General features: G+C 32.1%; 22 protein-coding genes. 8 read left to right on the forward strand and 14 right to left on the reverse strand.

Annotated elements, in window-relative coordinates; translation table 11 throughout:
- Window positions 1-57: 57 nt before the first annotated feature.
- Window positions 58-147, reverse strand: coding sequence for a YjcZ family sporulation protein (locus tag RAH41_RS05035; RefSeq protein WP_097973758.1), 90 nt, complete (start codon window positions 145-147; stop codon window positions 58-60).
- Between the two features lie 98 nt (window positions 148-245).
- Window positions 246-329: a YjcZ family sporulation protein gene (locus tag RAH41_RS05040; RefSeq protein ID WP_419471570.1), complete on the reverse strand. Its 84-nt coding sequence runs from the start codon at window positions 327-329 to the stop codon at window positions 246-248.
- A gap of 390 nt (window positions 330-719) precedes the next feature.
- On the opposite strand from RAH41_RS05040, the gene RAH41_RS05045 reads away from it, so the two are divergent.
- Window positions 720-1,541, forward strand: coding sequence for a peptidylprolyl isomerase (locus tag RAH41_RS05045; protein WP_331221082.1), 822 nt, complete (start codon window positions 720-722; stop codon window positions 1,539-1,541).
- Window positions 1,542-1,568: 27 nt separating this feature from the next.
- On the opposite strand, the gene RAH41_RS05050 is transcribed toward RAH41_RS05045, so the two are convergent.
- Window positions 1,569-1,772, reverse strand: a complete 204-nt coding sequence (locus RAH41_RS05050) for a sporulation YhaL family protein (protein ID WP_056472082.1) — start codon at window positions 1,770-1,772, stop codon at window positions 1,569-1,571.
- 68 nt (window positions 1,773-1,840) lie between these two features.
- A complete protein-coding gene (yhaM, locus tag RAH41_RS05055; RefSeq protein ID WP_056472078.1) occupies window positions 1,841-2,779 on the reverse strand; it encodes a 3'-5' exoribonuclease YhaM in 939 nt (312 codons plus the stop codon).
- A gap of 338 nt (window positions 2,780-3,117) precedes the next feature.
- Between yhaM and RAH41_RS05060 the strand changes: the two genes are divergently transcribed.
- Window positions 3,118-3,303 carry a YhzD family protein gene (locus RAH41_RS05060; protein WP_331221083.1) on the forward strand — a complete coding sequence of 62 codons (186 nt, stop codon included), beginning with the start codon at window positions 3,118-3,120 and terminating at the stop codon, window positions 3,301-3,303.
- A 180-nt stretch (window positions 3,304-3,483) separates the two neighbouring features.
- Here RAH41_RS05060 and RAH41_RS05065 read toward each other — a convergent pair whose 3' ends face one another.
- The 5 genes from RAH41_RS05065 to RAH41_RS05085 form a co-directional block, all read right to left on the reverse strand.
- Window positions 3,484-4,032: a YrrS family protein gene (locus RAH41_RS05065; RefSeq protein WP_331221084.1), complete on the reverse strand. Its 549-nt coding sequence runs from the start codon at window positions 4,030-4,032 to the stop codon at window positions 3,484-3,486.
- Between the two features lie 368 nt (window positions 4,033-4,400).
- A complete protein-coding gene (locus RAH41_RS05070; protein ID WP_331221085.1) occupies window positions 4,401-5,189 on the reverse strand; it encodes an enoyl-CoA hydratase in 789 nt (262 codons plus the stop codon).
- A 72-nt stretch (window positions 5,190-5,261) separates the two neighbouring features.
- On the reverse strand, window positions 5,262-6,749 hold the full coding sequence (locus RAH41_RS05075; RefSeq protein ID WP_331221086.1) for a coproporphyrinogen III oxidase: 1,488 nt from the start codon (window positions 6,747-6,749) through the stop codon (window positions 5,262-5,264).
- Window positions 6,750-6,875: 126 nt separating this feature from the next.
- Window positions 6,876-7,745, reverse strand: a complete 870-nt coding sequence (locus RAH41_RS05080) for a Cof-type HAD-IIB family hydrolase (RefSeq protein WP_331221087.1) — start codon at window positions 7,743-7,745, stop codon at window positions 6,876-6,878.
- 280 nt (window positions 7,746-8,025) lie between these two features.
- A complete protein-coding gene (locus tag RAH41_RS05085) occupies window positions 8,026-8,382 on the reverse strand; it encodes a YlbF family regulator (RefSeq protein WP_056472063.1) in 357 nt (118 codons plus the stop codon).
- Window positions 8,383-8,555: 173 nt separating this feature from the next.
- Here RAH41_RS05085 and RAH41_RS05090 point away from each other — a divergent pair, with 173 nt between their 5' ends.
- The 6 genes from RAH41_RS05090 to RAH41_RS05115 all read left to right on the forward strand — a co-directional run bounded on the left by RAH41_RS05090 (window position 8,556) and on the right by RAH41_RS05115 (window position 15,512).
- Window positions 8,556-9,650, forward strand: a complete 1,095-nt coding sequence (locus RAH41_RS05090) for a YheC/YheD family protein (protein ID WP_331221088.1) — start codon at window positions 8,556-8,558, stop codon at window positions 9,648-9,650.
- 18 nt (window positions 9,651-9,668) lie between these two features.
- Window positions 9,669-10,754 (forward strand): YheC/YheD family protein, encoded by a 1,086-nt coding sequence (locus RAH41_RS05095; RefSeq protein ID WP_331221089.1) that lies wholly within the window; start codon window positions 9,669-9,671, stop codon window positions 10,752-10,754.
- Window positions 10,754-12,109 (forward strand): YheC/YheD family protein, encoded by a 1,356-nt coding sequence (locus RAH41_RS05100; RefSeq protein ID WP_331221090.1) that lies wholly within the window; start codon window positions 10,754-10,756, stop codon window positions 12,107-12,109. The genes RAH41_RS05095 and RAH41_RS05100 overlap by 1 nt, the downstream gene beginning before the upstream one ends.
- The gene (locus RAH41_RS05105; protein ID WP_331221091.1) at window positions 12,106-13,281 is read left to right on the forward strand and encodes a YheC/YheD family protein; all 1,176 of its coding nucleotides are present in this window, start codon (window positions 12,106-12,108) and stop codon (window positions 13,279-13,281) included. The genes RAH41_RS05100 and RAH41_RS05105 overlap by 4 nt, the downstream gene beginning before the upstream one ends.
- Window positions 13,282-13,359: 78 nt before the next feature.
- On the forward strand, window positions 13,360-14,283 hold the full coding sequence (locus RAH41_RS05110; RefSeq protein ID WP_331221092.1) for a helix-turn-helix domain-containing protein: 924 nt from the start codon (window positions 13,360-13,362) through the stop codon (window positions 14,281-14,283).
- A 131-nt stretch (window positions 14,284-14,414) separates the two neighbouring features.
- Window positions 14,415-15,512: a sn-glycerol-3-phosphate ABC transporter ATP-binding protein UgpC gene (locus tag RAH41_RS05115; protein WP_331221093.1), complete on the forward strand. Its 1,098-nt coding sequence runs from the start codon at window positions 14,415-14,417 to the stop codon at window positions 15,510-15,512.
- Window positions 15,513-15,568: 56 nt separating this feature from the next.
- Here RAH41_RS05115 and RAH41_RS05120 read toward each other — a convergent pair whose 3' ends face one another.
- The 5 genes from RAH41_RS05120 to RAH41_RS05140 all read right to left on the reverse strand — a co-directional run bounded on the left by RAH41_RS05120 (window position 15,569) and on the right by RAH41_RS05140 (window position 18,523).
- A complete protein-coding gene (locus RAH41_RS05120) occupies window positions 15,569-15,820 on the reverse strand; it encodes a hypothetical protein (RefSeq protein ID WP_331221094.1) in 252 nt (83 codons plus the stop codon).
- 77 nt (window positions 15,821-15,897) lie between these two features.
- The gene (locus RAH41_RS05125; protein ID WP_331221095.1) at window positions 15,898-16,104 is read right to left on the reverse strand and encodes an alpha/beta-type small acid-soluble spore protein; all 207 of its coding nucleotides are present in this window, start codon (window positions 16,102-16,104) and stop codon (window positions 15,898-15,900) included.
- A gap of 190 nt (window positions 16,105-16,294) precedes the next feature.
- The gene (locus tag RAH41_RS05130) at window positions 16,295-17,029 is read right to left on the reverse strand and encodes an amino acid ABC transporter ATP-binding protein (RefSeq protein WP_331221096.1); all 735 of its coding nucleotides are present in this window, start codon (window positions 17,027-17,029) and stop codon (window positions 16,295-16,297) included.
- Window positions 17,030-17,043: 14 nt separating this feature from the next.
- Entirely contained in the window at window positions 17,044-17,739 is a 696-nt protein-coding gene (locus RAH41_RS05135) for an amino acid ABC transporter permease (RefSeq protein WP_331221097.1), read from the reverse strand.
- Window positions 17,726-18,523, reverse strand: coding sequence for an amino acid ABC transporter substrate-binding protein (locus tag RAH41_RS05140; protein ID WP_419471571.1), 798 nt, complete (start codon window positions 18,521-18,523; stop codon window positions 17,726-17,728). The genes RAH41_RS05135 and RAH41_RS05140 overlap by 14 nt, the downstream gene beginning before the upstream one ends.
- Window positions 18,524-18,786: the final 263 nt, after the last annotated feature.

Raw genomic sequence — 18,786 nt, forward strand, 5'->3', positions numbered from 1 at the left:
GAAAAAACTCAACCGGAGGTACGATACCTCCGGTCGAATATTTGTCTTATTTACAAATTAGATGCAAGCTGCTCCTACGATAATTAATAAGATGAACAATACAACGATTAACGCAAATCCTCCACCATGGAATCCTACGCCCATCATTCACACCTCCTTTTGCTACATATCTTATCTTATGCGTGTAGTAAAAAATGGTCTGGGCAAATGTATAAATAACCTTCATTTTTGAAGATTCATACTACTTATAAAAATGAACACCCAATAATGATTAACAAAATAAACAGGATCACGATTAATACAAATTCATTCGTTGCTTTCCCCTCCATTTTTCCACCCTCCTAACAGTAATCCATAATAATATATAGACGAATGCCTTAAATGATTGGGCGAATGTCACGATTGACAAGTTTTTAATTTACAGGATAAGCTTGATTTATATTCATTTAATCTCCAACTCTCATCGTGCCTATATTCCATTTAAAACTAGTTCAAGTTTCCTTAAAATAAAATAATTTTTAATTAAAAAGCATACCAAATTATTCTTTTTTTGGATAAACTTTGTCATATTGAAGAAAAATATGTTATATTAAGTGAAGTAATTTCCAGTAAAAGGTATGTCTAAATACAGGAAAAATTAAGATTTAAGCTCCATACTTTAATAAGTAAAATTTTTCTTTAGAAGAAATTATTTTAAATTTTTATTAGGAGATGTTTAAATGAAAAAGTTAATCGTATCTGCAGTTTTAGCTACCTCAGTATTCGGACTAGCAGCATGTGGATCTGCTGGTATTAGTAACGATGTTGTTGCTACATCTAATGCGGGAGATATCACATCTAAAGATTTATATAACAAGATGAAGGATACAGCAGGATTAGCAATGCTAAAGCAAATGGCTATTGAAGATTATTTAAAGAAAAACTACAAAGTTAGTGATAAAGATGTTGACGCTAAGTTCAATGAGTATAAAGCACAAAATGGTGACCAATTTAAAGCTTTCTTAGCACAGTACGGATTTAAAGATGAAGCAGCATTTAAAGATCGTGTTAAAATCGATTTATTAACTGAAAAAGCTGCTGAAGCTTCAGTAACAAAAGCTGATCTTGCAAAATATAAACCTGAAATTAGAGCTAGTCATATCCTAGTAAAAGATGAAGCTACAGCTAAAAAAGTTGAAGAAGAATTAGCTAAAGGTGCAGATTTTGCAGCAGAAGCAAAAAAATATTCTACTGACACTGGTTCAAAAGATAAAGGTGGAGATTTAGGCTATTTTGGAGAAGGTGCTATGGTACCTGAATTCGAAGCAGCTGCTTATAAATTAAAAGTTGGTGAAATTAGTCAACCAGTTAAATCACAATTTGGTTACCATGTTATTAAATTAACTGGTAAAAAGACTACTAACGAAAAAGATGCTCGCAAAAAAATTGCTGAGTCTAAGTTAAGTCAAGAAAACTTCCAAGCATTCTCTGATGAACTTCTTAAAAAAGCTAAATTTAAAGTAAAAGATAAAGACTTAGAAAGCCAAGAGAAAAAATCATAAAAAAAAACCTGCCTATAGGCAGGTTTTTTAATTGGATGAAATCTCAGAGTTAATAAGTAATTGCTCTCTTCGTTCTCTTTCTTCTTTTATTCTTTGTAAGTAAATTTCTCCCTCTTTTTCAATGAATGCTTCATCTGCATCTCTTTCTTGTTTCGAGGTGTAAAGCACCATAAATCCACTTACAAAAATTCCTAAAATCACGATATACATCCAAAATGGTAAAATTGGCATTGATTTTCCTCCTTAGTAGACAAGCATTTGCTTCATTATATGGCTAATAAAGAGGAAGTATGATTAATTTAGAATTTTGGTTTGTAAAAACTACGATTTTCTAATGGGAAAATGCGCTCTGTATATTCTCCCGGTTCAACTCTTTCAAGTGCACGGTCTAACATATTCATTTTTGCATCAATATTATCAATATAATGTAAAATTTCCGCTTCTTTAATTAGAGGTAGTTTTGGACTACCGTATTCGTACTTGCCATGATGACTCAAAATAAGATGTTGTAGAACAGTAACTTCTTCTCCCTCGATACCTAGTTCGATTGAGGCATTTCCAATTTCAATTGCCATAAGTGAGATATGGCCTAATAAATTACCTTCAACAGTATACTTTGTTGAAACTGGTCCAGATAATTCTCTTACTTTTCCTAAATCATGTAGTATGATTCCAGCATATAGTAAATCTTTATTGATCGAAGGATATAAATTCGCAATTGACTCACCTAATTTCAACATACAAAAAACATGGTATGCTAAACCAGAAACAAATTCATGGTGATTTTTAGTTGCAGCTGGAAAATCTAGAAAATCCTCTTGATTTTTTAATACTAAATACTCAGTAAGTTTTTTTAGTTTTTCATTGGTCATATTATTAATATATGAAGTAATTTTCTCATATAATTCTTCTTTAGAAACTGGTGCTCTTGCAAAAAAATCTTCCGGATTAACTTCGTCTGTATCTTTAGTTGGACGAATTTGACGTAATTTAAGTTGAAGTTTTCCTCTATAATCGTGTAGCTCCCCTTCAACTTTTACAACGGTTCCTTCTACATACGCTTCTTCTTGCTCTGAAGAAATATCCCAAAGCTTTGCCTCAATATCTCCACTTTGATCTTGTAGAGTTAAAGATAAGAATGTTTTTTGATTACTTGCTACACCTTTAGTAACAGCTTTGACAAATAAAAATGTTACAAAACGTTCGCCAACTTCATGATCATATACTTTTTTATCCATAAGTACCTCCATTTTGTATATGCTTCCTTAAGCCCTACTTAAAAAAATAGCTTAAAATATTTTGGAAAATCAATTTCACAAAATAAAAAAAGGAAATTCAATTTATGTATTAGTCGTTTTACTTATCCTATTATACGTTAAAATAGATACTTAACCCAACAATGTTCATACAAAAAATTAAGACATAATCTAACAATTCTTATATTCTATTAAATCATCTAAATGTCAAAATTTTAAAACCGCACAGAATTTTTTTATAATTCAAATTATTACTTTACATAGCTTTTCAACCTATGCCAAAATAGTAATATCGCAACTACTTTAGGGAGGGCTAGGACATGGCAACATATCGAATTACTGCTTTTGAAAAAAGTGGCGAATCAATTGTCGATGAACAATTTGAAGCTAATTCAGACTTAGAAGCAAAAAATATTGGTAAGGAAAAACTTACTGCACTCGGTGCACTTGATAAAACCCACCGTTGCATTAGTCAAACTGGTAAGCTTCTTTTATTTCATCCATAATAAAAAAGCTGCGAAAATTTATCGCAGCTTTTTTATTTTTTATCATTAGTGTTTAACATACCAATAAAAGTTTCAATACTTTCCAACTTCTACTTGGCGTAAACGATCCGTTTAATGAAGTGGCTGTCAAGTATTTCTCGACAGCCTTAGGATTTCCTTCATGTGTATCCTATTTACATTTTATGAAGCAGGTTCTACTTTTGTAGCTTTATAGCCAGAGCCATCCCAAATGAGATATACTTTATATTTTTGGGAGCCTTTTGTCTTTGCTGATACAGTCCCGACTGAGCCACCTGGGTTGCTTTTATCACTTCCTAAAAACCATACAGTCATATTGCTTGAATCTATTCCAGCAGCAGAAGAGATTGTCTGTAACATTGCCTGCCAGTCTTGAGAATTTCGATCATAGCTTGTAACATGCTTCTTACCAGTCTGTGCACCCGTTTGTTCTGGTGTTTCCGGTGCGGTGCCGTCTGTATCGTCATCATCAATTGTTTGAACCGTCGTTGATGTCTCTTTTACACCATTATCATCTTTCTTTTCGCTGTTTTTGGCTGATGCATAGTCACTTTTTTTAGATCCTGCCTTATCATCATTCGGCGAAAAAATGGAATACGAAACAAATGCTATTAGTATTAGTACGATTCCAATTGATCCAAATAAAATGAGTTTTGTTTTTTTCCTTTTCGCTCTTGACGTTGTACGTGAATTGCTTTGAATCTTTTTCAATCTAACCACTCTCCCAAAACTGAGAATGTCAACATTCTACCATGAGTGGAGAAAAACTTATAGTCTTGTATTTTAAAATTAAACATTTCGTAAAACAACTGTTAAGTTTTTTTCATTGTCAGACACAATTTAACTAACAATGACTAATGCATAATAGAATATAGACAATCTACTTTTTAATGACTTATTCTTTTTTATATTAAAAACATAGGATTATAGACAGAAAATAGTAGTGTGATCGTAGATAGTCAATAAAAAATTATCTCTACTATTTCAGGTTATTTAATTTTACTTTTGTTACTTTTATTTGTACATCTTTTCTTTTTTCTATCAAAAAAATCGACCGAATCCAGTCGATTTCACAATTCTTATTTACCAGTAAAAACCGGCAGTCTCTTTTGTAAAAAGGCCTGTACACCTTCCTGATGATCTGCTGTTCTTCTCATTGCACCTTGTCCTTCTTTTTCATATAAAAGTACATTTTTTAAGGATTCTAGGTTACTGTTACAGTATATTTGTTTTGTTTGGATCATCGCACTTACGGGTTTTTGAAGAATAGCCTTCACGCGATCATTAATTTTCTGTTCAAAGTCCCCACTGATTACTTCATCAATTAAACCGATTTCTACCGCTTGTAGTGCATTTAGTTTTTTACCTTCCCAGATCAGTTGTTTAGCTTTTGTTTCACCTAACCGTTTTTCTAAGAAGTAATGTGCACCACCATCAGGAATTAAGCCAATTCCGATAAAGTTCATTGCCAATACACCTGATTCATGAGCAAGAACAAAGTCACTAGCAAGAGCAAAACTTAGTCCTATTCCGGCAGCTGGCCCATGGATTGCACTAATAACGATTTTAGGTAAAGTATATAATTTAACTACTACATCTGAAATTAAATCCATTACTGGACCAAAGGCAGACTCATCTGTATTACTTAGCATTGATTTTAGATCTCCACCTGAAGAGAAACCTTTGCCATTTCCACATAGAACGACTACATCAACGTCTGAGCTAGAGATTTCATCCAGTACATCTCGAAATTGTCTGAATGTATCTTCATTCATTGCATTTAATACTTCAGGTCGATTAAATACAACGGTTGCAACTCGTCCCTCTTTTCTTAATAAAACATGTTCTGCCGTGTTCGAAATAGACATAAAAAAATCCCCCTTGTTTTCATGGTTAATTTAAACATTAAACATCGCAAGGGGATTTTCCTTTATTTTTTATTAATTTGATTGATTACTTTTAGAAAATAACTCATCTAAAATCTTAATTTTTGCATTTGTATAATGCTCATAACCTTCATTATATGATTTAGGATCTTTCGCGTTAGCAAAACGAGTTATTTGACGAGTTTCTGGATTTACAAACTTACTAGATGCACCACAACCCAATCCAATAATTGTTTGTTCTTCTTCCATAATTAATATATTATACAAGCTTTCTTGACCATCTACAGAGTAACCAATGTTCTCAAGATTACCTAATATATTTTTTTGGCGATATAAATAATATGGATGATAGTTATGATTTTTTGTCCATACCGTTGCTTCATTCATCATTTGCTGCACTTCATCTCGATTGGCAACTTTATATTTTTGTTTGTTTTGCGTCATTTCTGAAGCTCTTTTAAATGAAAGTGTATGAACAGTCAATGATTCAGGCATTAACTTTTCAGTTTCATCTAAAGTATATTGAAATTCTTTTAAACCTTCTCCAGGTAAACCAATAATCAAATCCATGTTTATATTATTCATTCCCATTTCACGGGCTAAATGGTACTTTGTTATTGTTTCATCTACAGTGTGATGTCTTCCAATCGCTTTTAAAGTTTCTTGAATATAGGACTGTGGATTAATACTAATTCGATCAATATTCCATTTATTTAAAACATCTAATTTTTCTGGTGTAATTGTATCAGGTCTACCAGCTTCTACCGTAATTTCACGAACCTGCTTCATATTTGGAAATGATTCGTGCATCTTAGCATACAGTAAATCCATTTCTTCTGCTGTTATGCTAGTAGGTGTCCCTCCACCATAATAAATCGTAGTAATGTTAATTCCACGTTCCTTTAGAAATTCACCGATTTTTTCCATTTCATAATGTAATCCATATAAGAATGAATCGACTGCACCTTGTTTCCCTTGAATCGCATAAGCTGGAAATGTACAATAAGCACACTTAGTAGGGCAATAAGGAATACCAATGTAAAGACTAACTTCATTTTGCAAGTTATATAAATCTGGTATTACCTTTAATTGACGATCAACGATTGATTGCATTAATTCAATTTTTTCGTCATGGATTAAATAGTCATTTCGTAGCTCTTCATGCGCCATTTCCTTTGACATACCAGATTTAAGTTTTGAATGAAGGAGCTTCGTTGGTCGTATACCAGTTAAAATTCCCCACTTTTGCTGAATTCCAGTATGCTCTTGTAGTAATGATAAAAAGACAAAGTTAACAGCTTTCTTTTTAAATTTAAATGACTCTCGATCATCTTTACCATCTACATAGCTTGTATTTGCTTCGAAATTCGTACCTAACTTACCTAATACTTGTTTATTAACTTCATCTAGCACGAAACTTACTTCTATATCTGCATCTATTTTTTCTAACGATACATCACAGTCTTCAAAAAATAATTGAGCTAATAGCTCTAGCGGTCTTTGAAATCGAATATCCTCTAAGCCTTTAATATATATTTTCATTTTATTATCACCTTTTTAAGTTATCACTTAAGTATAAAATTAAAGAGTAACGAGGTCAATTATTTAAAATTCACTAAAAATAGCCTGGTTTTCAAAGAGATTTCTCTTGAAAGCCAGGCTTTTTCTTTATTTTTCAATTTTTAAATGTGTTTTTAAGAACGGCAGTGGGAATTGTTTCCTGAAATGCTCCTTGATCATATATGGAACACCATTTTGATCATTGGATCTCGTAATCCAATCTGCAACTTTTTTAATCTCTACAGGAGCATTTGACATAGCTACTCCTAAACCTGCATGCTCGATTAATGGTAAATCACTATAATTATCTCCGATTACAACCATTTCGTGATAAGAAATTCCTAAATGTTCACCTAATCGTTTTAATCCTGAATATTTTGAAATTCCTTTTCGGACGATTTCAATTTTACGATCTTCATCACATAAGCAATCAAGATGCGGATACTTTGTATTCAATTCTTTTTTCACTTTATTTTTCTCTACTTCATCAGAGAAATAACATTCAATTTTTAGCGGTGATATTGAATTTTCCAGGATACTATCAGAAAGTGATTCAACAAATTGGATTGGATAAAAGACAGGATCAGCATTTGATAAAACTGCTTTTGCCACTAAATTAGATTGTAATTTTTTTCGATTTCCAATTGAAAAATGTTCATGTGACAATCGAATATTACAATCATACTTTTCTAGTTTTTTAACGATGTCATAAGCTTCTTCCTCTTCAATTCTCTTTTCAAATAATGGTTCATCAAGTTTTGAAGAGATAAAGGCACCTGAGTGAGAGACCAAAAGGTTATTAACTTTAAGAGCTTTTGCGATTTTTTTTGTAGCTTGGAAATTTCTACTTGTATATAAGGTTACATAAATCCCTTTATCTTGAACGTATTCAACAGCTTCTTTCGATTCTTTTGAGAGTTTTCCATTGGATTGCAATAAAGTACCATCTATATTAATTGCAAGTAACTTATAAATCACTTAATCTCCCCCATTTCGCGAAGAAATACCTTACTTGAATATATGACATGCTTCATTTAATTAGAACAATGTTGGTTTTATTATATCCTTTCTTATACTAAAAAAGACTCCATTTCAATGAAGTCTAAAGACTGCCGCCAACCGCTCGCAATCAGTCTTATAATCACTTTTTTATCCTCTATTTCATTGAAGTCTCTCTTAAGATTAAGAAGTGATTTTTAAAAAAGCAGGATAAAGTAAAAGAATGAAATGATTCTCTTCTTATCCTGCCTTTTAAATATTAAAGTTCAAGTAAAGATTTATAAAATTCTTCTAATGGACTCATGACAATTTTATTTACATCCTGGATGACTAAATTTAATCTTTGTTCCACTTGCATTAAGTTTGCGATTAAAGGATTTTGAGACACTCTTGCAACAATTTCTTGTCCTTTAGCATTTTCTTCAGGTGTAACTGCTTCACCTTGGTACATTTTTTGTTGCATCGCCTTTTGGAAATTTTGAAACTCCATAAATAATGGTTTTGCATTTGGATCAGCTAATACTTGTGAGTACAGTGATTGTAAGTTTTTAAATTCTGGTTGCTCCTTAAAAGCGTTTTGTAGTGAGTATGCAATATCATAAATATTTACAGACATGTTACTACCTCCTATAAACTTTTGTATCTCCACTATAGCAAACATTCTATTATATGTCAGTCTTTCTAAAACAAATCAAACTTTCTTCCCTAAAAATTTCCTAAAGTCATTCACCAACTAGGCGAATATCACATAGTATACAACGACAATTATTTTGGAAAGGAGGAGAATCATTGCAATCTTTTCCTAAAAATCAAGAACCCCAATCTTTTGTTGTAGTAACTGATTCGATCAATGAAGAGTCAATAAATCCGCTCGGTTCTATAGCGACACTTTGCGAAGAACTATCAGAGTTATGCAAAGACTCTGATATTGATTTCTATGTAACTACATTTAAAAAGCTACTAACGAATGAATTAAAAGGATATAAGCGATCAGAAAATGGTTGGACTTTAATGAATGTACCTGCCCCTTCAATCATTCATAACCGAATTCATTCAAGAAGACTTGAACGAACAAAAGAGTTTAAATTACTTAATTCTTCGCTAACAAGTCAACAAATACCTTTTTTTAATGCTCGCTTCTTAAATAAGCTTGAAGTTTTTAAAGCTTTAATTGATTCAGCCTATATAAAGCCATATGTTCCATACACTGAGGAATGCTGCTCAGTCGAACAATTAGAGAATTTTATCCAAAAATATGAAACGGTTTTTATTAAACCAATTCACGGTAGTCAAGGGAGAAACATTTTTAAGGTTACAAAAGATAAAGAGTTATATCGTTTAAAAAATAGTCAAAACTCTGAAGTAGAAGTTGAATATAAATCAATTTCTCAACTATTTCATCCAATTAAACAGCAATTAAGTAAACGTACTTTTATCATTCAAGAAGGCTTACCTTTAATCAGTAAAGATGACCGACTTGTTGATTTTAGATTTTTATGTCATAAAAATAAATTTAATAAATGGGAAGTAACCTCAACTGTAGCAAGAATAGGTCACCCTACCCAGTTTGTAAGCAATTTGGCTCGCGGAGGAGACCTTCAAAAAATTGATGAATTTTTAGGTCAGTATTTACCAAAAAAAGAACGAATTCACTTTAAAAAGTTATTGGTTGAGTTAGCCATCGAATGCTGTATATGTATAGACTCCTCCTTTGATGGATTATTCGCTGAGTTTGGAGTGGATCTCGCTATAGACAATCAATTTAACCCTTGGGTTATCGAAATAAATTCAAAGCCATCTAAGGACTTACAAGTTTCAGACCCAAATCAAAAAATTAGACCTTCAACAAAAGCTATTTTTTCTCTTGTTCAATCATATTTATAAGTACAAGGAGTGAAAAGAATGAGAATAGGTTATTTATCTCTTAAAGAAAGACAAGAAGGTGAATACGTTCAGCATATGGCGAAAGAAGCAAGTAAACTTGGTTACGAATTCGTTCAATTTACCCCTTTTAATATTCAACCAGCTACTGAAGAAATTATGGGCTGGAAGTATATAGCAGAAACAGAGCAATGGGAGAAAACAACATTTGAAATACCGAATTATATTTATGATCGTTGCTTTTACTCACCAAGCATTAAAAGTAAGCAGGCAAAGCCTATCGTTGACTGGCTAAAAAAACGTAAAGATATCACTTTTTTAGGATATGGACTGCCTGGAAAATGGGAAACTTATCAAGCTCTAGCAACTGATGAAAGTTTAAATCCATATATCCCTAAAACAAAGAAACTATTACACTTAGCTGTATTTTTTGAAGAACTTAGAAAAACGCGCAAACTCGTTATTAAACCGATCCATGGTTCAAGAGGGATCAATATTTATTTTATTACGTTAAGTGCATATTCAATTAGTGTTTCAACACAAAAACAAAAGGAAGTTATTGAAACTGTATATGATACACGGGATGAGTTTTTTGAGTGGCTACAACCGATTGTTGAATCAAAAGGATATGTTTATCAAAATTATCTAGACCTCCAAACAAAATCACGTCAAGCATTTGATTTAAGAATCCTGCTACAAAAAAATGAACAAGGTGAGTGGCAAGCAGTTGGTAAAGGTGTTCGCATCGGTCAGCCTAATTCAATTGTTGCAAATTTAAGTGCAGGAAGTAATGCAGTTCCATTTGAAGAATGGATTACGCAATTTAATCAAAGAACTGCTTTAATATTACAACAAGATATTGAGACAATTTGTAAACAATTACCAGTCACCCTTGAAAAGAATTTTCTTCCTTTATTTGAAATTGGTTTAGATTTAGGCATCGATTCAAATCAAGCCATCTGGATTTTAGATGTTAATTCAAAGCCAGGTAGAAAAGTTCTACTTCAAACCGACCCTTCTATCCAGCAAAAGCTTTATTCAGCACCAATTCAATATTGTTTACATTTACAATCGAAATCTAAAAGTGAAAGAAGTGAAATTAAATAATGAATGAAGTTTATAAAATCGTTACTCATCGACAGAGTAAGAATCTAGTATGTATCCCTGAAGAGCTTACTACTTCTAGAGATATTGAATATATTGCTTTTGGTCAAAAAAAATACCCTTGTCAACTAGTTACGATGAATACACTTCACAATATTATTTCGATATCAGAGCATTTAGTCGAAATGCTCTGTATACCTTTTGAAGGTTCTATTGAGCCCATTATTATCGGAAATACTTTACAGCTTGGGCCACTAGTTGGAATTTTCACCGCAGGCTTTACTGAGTCTCTACTCCGCCCAATCGGTGATCGTAGCTTTATGTTTGCAAACTTAATTGCAGAAAATAATCACAAAAATAGCTTTATATTTGTATTTGGTACTCACGGTATCGATTGGGATTCTGAAACCATTCAAGGTTATTTCTTTACGAATAAAAGATGGACTAAAGAAGTGGTTCCTTTTCCAACGGTTATTTATAATAGGTTACCTAATCGAAAAGTTGAGGTTCATAAATCAATTAAACGCGTACGTCAAAAACTAGAAAAAGAATACAAAATTCCATGGTTTAACCCTGGGTTCTTCAATAAGTGGGACTTATATTTAAAGTTGAAAAATGAAGAATCAGTCGAACATTATCTCCCGAAAACAGCAAAGTTCCATAATTTTGACACAATTGAGGATTTATTATCGCAATATCAATTTGTATATGTTAAACCTGAAAACGGTAGCCTCGGTTCAAAAGTCATTTTAATTCGTTACCACCGAGAAGAAGGAATTTATTATTGCAGATATCGCGATTTTGAAACAAATAAGCTTCAAAAATTCTCATCACTCCAATCTTTAATTAATCATGTTTTTCGTAATACGAAGTTACACGACTTTATTGTACAACAAGGTATTTCACTAATTCGTTACGAGCATCAGCCTGTCGATTTTCGCGTTCATACAAACAAGGATGCTTTAGGAAAGTGGCATGTTACGGTTATTGCTGCAAAAGTAGCAGGAAAAGGCAGCACAACTACTCACATCAATAACGGTGGTCGAGTGAAAACTCTTGAAGAATTATTTGACAAAGAAAAAGCAAAAAGAATACATGATAAATTATCTACAGCAGCATTAAAAATTAGTGAATCTTTAGATCGTCAAGTAGATGGTCATATCGGAGAAATTGGATTTGATATAGGTGTTGATAAGGATGAAAAAATTTGGCTCTTCGAAGCGAATTCAAAACCTGGAAGATCCATCTTTTCAAATCCAAGTTTCCAAGAAAATGACAAACAAATCAAAAAACTATTTTTGGAATATGCAACCCATCTTTCCAAAAAGGGTAATGAACTCGAGGTTTCAATGAAATGATTTCTGTTTTTTATCACCTTGATAAAAACACTTGGTCGCATGAGCATAGAGAATCAAGATATTCCATAGGCCATAATCGGCTTCCTATATTACCTTTCCAAGACGATCGTTCAAATTCCATACAATTTCAAGTAAAAAAAACTGGTACACATTTAGGCCCAATTATCGGTATTTTAACAAACGAAGATCGGCTACCTTTTAGCGGAAATATTAAGACCTTTAAAAGAATTTGTAAGAAGGTATTATCTGATGGCGGTATACCTATCATATTAACCCCTACCGCCCTCTCTGGTAATTCGGTTAAGTGTTTTACGTTTTGTTTTAAAACAAAAAAATGGCTTAAGCTATTTTCTCCTTTACCAGACGTAATTTACAATCGCATCCCTTCTGTACAGTACGAATCAAACGATGATTATAAACATTTCCGAGAAAAAATCTCAGAACTAAACATTCCTTTTTTTAACGAATCATATCTCTCAAAAATACAAACTACATCTATATTATCTTCAAACGATTTTTTAAAAAGTTATATACCAAAAACAATTAAATTAACTAGCGAAAAAGATTTATATACCTATTTAAAAAAATGGAAATTTCTATATATAAAGAAACATAATTCTTCAAGAGGATTTGGCGTGTTTAAGCTCTCCTTGAACAGTGACAAAGAAGTCATAATCCGTAATGCATTTCATGTAGAATTGGTGAAATCAATTAGTGATTGTTGGAAATTTCTTAGTTCATTAAGCGAGGATTTTATTTGTCAACAAGGTATTGTTAGCGAATTACCAGATGGAAGAAAGTTTGATCTACGAATTCTTGCACATAAACATGAAGATCATTATATTCTTTCCGGTATTGGTGTAAGAGTAGGAACATTTAATGCTATTACAACTCATGTACCTAGAGGTGGTAGCATTATTACCATGGATGAACTGCCAATTGAATTAAATTTTTCATTATTACAAGAAATAGTCACACAAACAGGCATTGCATTAAATATGGACGATGCACATTTTTATGAATTCTCAATGGATATCGGAATTCAGAACAATCATTACTATATTTTTGAAATTAACTCTAAACCGATGGTCTTTGACGAGATTGCGATAAAAGAACAAGGACTTGAAAACTTAATTCGACTATTTTATGAACTTTCGAATTTTAGACAGTAGTTATACAACTACTGTTCTTTTTTATTTTTAATAACAATGATAAACTAAAATGAAATAAAGCTTCGGAAGGTAATGAAAATGATTGATAAAATTAAAACATTATTTGGGATTGAGTCTGTTTCAGTCACGCCTGATGAAAGTACATATATGGATTATTCTTGGTTTTATACTGAGAATCAAGAAATTTTCGGGATTAAAAAAAAATCAATATCAGAGGAACAAAAAAAACTACTGGAATGTCTTTTTTCAACGTTAGAATCAGATGAAATTTTGAAGCCATCTGCACAAAGCGAATGGTTTCAATATTTATATGTCAGTAAAGGACATAATCCTTTCTCTTTCGAAACCGATGTTTCTCTCCCTACTTCAATTCGTTTTATTCATTTTTATAGCAATCAGTTATTCTCTAGTAAAACGGAATTTGAAGAAGCAATCAATGCATTCTTTCATAAAGAAGTAATAGTGATTTGGAATTCTGCTAAGGAAGGCGTCATTATTGAAAAAATAATCGACCAACCATTTAAAAAAGAATTTTTAGAACATATGCAAGAAATCATTGCAGCTGACTTGTACCATGATGTTACCTTTTTTGTAGGAAAACGTTATTCACCATTAGCGAATTTAAGCCTATATTTTGATATTGAACATCAATGTTTTAAAAAAGCTTTATCCGTAAAAAAACAAAATAATATACTTTGGTTTTCAAAAGAAATGCTTTATTACATCCTTTCCTTTTTACCAGATGATTTACAAAAGGTATTACCTAATTTATTTTTGAATGATATGAAAATTGATGATCCAATACTTTCAACGGTAAAAATCTTTCTTCAACAAAATTTAAATGTTACGGCTACTTCAAAAAAAGCTTTTTTACATCGAAATACTGTTCAATATCGTCTTGATAAGTTTTCGGAGCAAACTGGTATCGATTTAAAACATTTTGAGGATGGATTAGTTCTATTTTTAGCCATTCATCTACTTGAGATCGTAAATGAAAATTAATTAATGCCTATTTTGTGCACCTTGTACAAAGTAGGCTATTTTTTTTGTGAACCTTTGCCATTGTTTAAAAACCTTTAAATGTTTACAATTTAATCAATGAAACCGATTACAAATAGTTGGAGGTAATACTAATGGCAGAATTAAAATTAGATCACATTTATAAAATTTATGATAATAACGTAACAGCTGTAAAAGATTTTAATCTTCACATTGAAGACAAAGAATTTATCGTATTCGTTGGTCCTTCTGGATGCGGTAAATCAACAACACTTCGTATGATCGCAGGTTTAGAAGATATCTCAAAAGGTGACTTCTTTATTGACGGCAAGCGTGTAAATGATGTTCAACCAAAAGATCGCGACATCGCAATGGTATTCCAAAACTACGCACTATACCCGCATATGACAGTATATGATAACATGGCTTTCGGATTAAAATTACGTAAGTTTGACAAAGCAGAAATTGATCGTCGAGTAAAAGATGCTGCACGTATTTTAGGTCTTGAGGAATATTTAAATCGTAAACCAAAAGCTTTATCTGGTGGACAACGTCAACGTGTAGCTCTTGGTCGTGCAATTGTACGTGATGCAAAAGTATTCTTAATGGATGAGCCATTATCAAACTTAGATGCGAAATTACGTGTTGCAATGCGTTCTGAGATTTCAAAATTACATCAACGTCTACAAACGACAACTATCTATGTAACACACGATCAAACAGAAGCAATGACAATGGCTACCCGTTTAGTCGTAATGAAAGATGGTATTATTCAACAAGTAGGTACACCAAAGGAAGTTTATGATCGCCCTGAAAACGTATTCGTTGGTGGATTTATTGGGTCACCTGCAATGAACTTTGTTTCTGGTAAAGTTGAAGATGGTCACTTTAACTTAGGCAGCAAAAAAGTTGCTATACCTGAAGGGAAAATGAAAACATTACGCGAAAATGGATATGTTGGAAAAGAAGTTATTTTAGGTGTACGTCCTGAAGATTTACATGACGAACCAGTATTTATCGAAGCATCTCAAGGTACTATTCTTGATTTAAAAATTGAAGTAGCTGAGCTTTTAGGAGCAGAATCAATGCTTTATACTAACTTTGAAGGAAATACATTGGTAGCAAGATTAGATGCACGTTCAACATTTACACATGGTCAAGTAATTAAATTAGCAGTAGACATGAACAAAGTTCATTTCTTTGATAAAGATACTGAATCCCGTATTCGATAAATAACAATAATGATTTAAACATAAGATAACGCAGTACCATTTTAATTGGTACTGCGTTATTTTATTTTCTCAATTATTTTAAGAAAACCCTCGTTACAGTCTGGACAATTAAACATATGGGTACAATATTGATTTGAATTATGCTCCGTTAAACCATCAGCTTTTGCAGAAATGTCATAATCTAAATATGGACTATATTTATCTTCGTAATCAACAGCTCTGCCTTTATCTTCACAATGATTTTCACAAATAGGACATTTTAGTTTATACTGTTCAATTCCATTGCATAGTGGACAAATACCATCCATAAAAAGCTCACTCCAATTTCATTTACTTCATTAAGAAAGGATGGAGATTAATCTCCATCCCTTATTAGCCATAGATATTATTTTGAATAACCACCTAAGCTTTGTTCAGCCATTTGAACTAAACGTTTAGTGATTTCACCACCTACAGAACCGTTAGCACGAGCTGTAGTATCAGGACCTAAGTTTACTCCAAACTCAGAAGCGATTTCATACTTCATTGCATCTAATGCTGATTGAGCACCAGGTACTACTAAGTTGTTGCTGTTTCCGTTGTTGTTTGCCATGTGTTTTCACCTCCTTAAGTAGTGTAATGATAGTATGACTCTAATCGATTAACATATGTATGTTTAGCTAATGTAAATTTTGGAAAAACAATTTAATTTGTTTTCTACTCTTTTTTCATAAAAAAAAGCACTAGATCAACATCTAGTACTAGTTTTCTTCACTATTTTGTAAACTATTTCATCTTAAATATTACTGTATTAATTGTAAAAATTGTTTTGTTCTTGCATGTTTAGGATGCTCTAAAACATCTCTAGGATGACCTTGTTCGATAATATAACCACCATCCATAAAAATGACTTCATCTGCTACATCTCGAGCAAATTTCATTTCATGAGTAACAACAATCATTGTCATTCCCTCTTCAGCTAACTCTTTCATAACCTTTAGAACTTCTTGTACAAGCTCTGGGTCTAACGCTGAAGTAGGTTCATCAAATAAAATGACTGTAGGTTCTAATGCCAACGCTCTGGCAATCCCCACACGCTGTTGCTGACCACCTGAAAGTTGATGTGGTAATAAATTTATTTTTTCTTCTAATCCTACTTTTGTAAGTAAGTCAACTGCTTTCTTTTTTGCAACATCTTTTTTTATTTTTTGTACAGTTACTAAACCTTCCATTACATTCTCTAACGCTGTTAAGTGAGGAAACAAATGATGTTGTTGAAACACCATACCGGTTTTGCTTCTTAGAGAAATAATTTCTTTTTTCGTAACTTTATTAGAAAAGTCTATTGTCTGTTCATCAATTGTTATCTTTCCATCTGTCGGATGCTCTAAAACATTTATACATCTTAAAAATGTAGTTTTCCCAGAACCAGAAGGGCCGATAATAGCAGTAACAGTACCTTTTTCGACATTTAAGCTAACATCTTTTAATACTTCTAATTCACCAAAACTTTTTTTAATATTTTCTAGTTTTATCATATGTTCTTCCTCCATTACTTAGCAACATAGCGTTCAACTCGAGCTTCTAATCGACCTTGAATGACTGAAAGGAAGAAGCAAATTATCCAATAGATGAAGGCAGCTTCTATATAAACAACTAAAAATTTATAGTTTGTTGCAGCTATTTCCTGAGCTGTTCTAAACATTTCAGTTACTAAAATTAGAGAAGCCAAAGAAGTGTCTTTTACTAAACTAATAAAAGTATTTGATAACGGCGGTAATGAAACTCTAGCCGCTTGAGGAATAATAATTCGTTTTAATGTTTGATTATATGTCATGCCAATTGAATAAGCAGCTTCCCATTGCCCCTTATCAATCGATTGAATTGATCCTCTAATAATTTCAGATGCGTATGCACCAACACTTAATGAAAAACCAATAATTGCAGAAATATAAGGTGATATTGTTACATTTATTGAAGGTAAACCATAGAAAATAATAAATAATTGTACTAAAAGAGGTGTCCCTCTAATGATTGAAACATAAAATTTAGCTACTCCATTTAAGAATTTATTACCGGACAGACGGAAAAGTGCAGTAATAAATGCTAATACAATACCTACTACAAAAGTAATAATTGTTAATGGAATAGTACCTATTAAAGCAGTTTTAACCATTGGAAGGAAAGAATCCTTCGCAATGGTTAAATTGTCAATCCACTCTGGGCTGAGTATATTATTTAAGTCCATCTTTACCGAACCATTTTTGTACTATTTCATCATACTTCCCGTCTTTTTTCATATCTTCAAGTGCTTTGTTCACTGCTTTTACTAAAGAATCATCATCTTTACGGAACATAAATCCACTGTTAGAAGCATCATTTTCTAAAGCCGCAATTTTAACTTTTTTGTCACCAGTTTCTTTAATATAGTTTTGAGCTGATAATTTATCGTTAATTGTAACATCAGCACGACCAGTTTCAATTAATTGAATTGCTTGGCTAAATCCTTCTACGCCAACTAATTTAGCTCCATATTTTTTAGCTAAATCACCATAATTACTTGTTAATGATTGAGCAGCATTTAAGCCTTTAATTCCATCAAATGATGTAACCTTTGAATCTGATTTAACAATTAATGCACCTGATGAAGTGATATATGGATCAGAGAAATAGTATTTTTTCTCACGATCTGGTCTAATACCAACTTCATTTGCAATGATGTCAAAACGCTTTGCATCTAAACCTGCAAACATTGCATCCCATTGAGTTTCAAAATATTTTGGTTTTACTCCTAAACGTTTTGCAACTTCATTTGCTAAATCAACATCAAAACCTGTTAATTTACCAGATTTATCATGGAACGTGAAAGGTGCATATGTACCTTCAGTACCAATTTTTAACTCTCCGCTATCCTTCACTTGAGTTAATAAATCTTTTCCTTTTGCAGTTTCTTCTTTTTTATTTGTATTGCAACCTGCCATAACACCTGCTGCTAAAAATAACGAACCTAATGTCAAACCAATTTTCTTAATATTCATTCTTTAATCTCCCTTAACCTTATCGGAATTGTTTGTTTTGGATTGTGTGTCTTAAATATATTGCATGTATTAAAAAATTACAACAAAAAAATCTTATATTTTTATTATTTTTCTTTTTGTCTTTTTAATTCTATTTTTATGTTTGAAAATCCAATTTCTAAAACTGAAATTTCACTTTACTTTAGGTTCGACTAAATTAACTTTTACAAGAAAAGAATATGTAGTTTAGTACCACCACAGGATGCTCGCTTTCCATT

The sequence above is a fragment of the Gottfriedia acidiceleris genome, from assembly GCF_036421055.1.
Lineage (GTDB): Bacteria > Bacillota > Bacilli > Bacillales > Bacillaceae_G > Gottfriedia > Gottfriedia acidiceleris_C.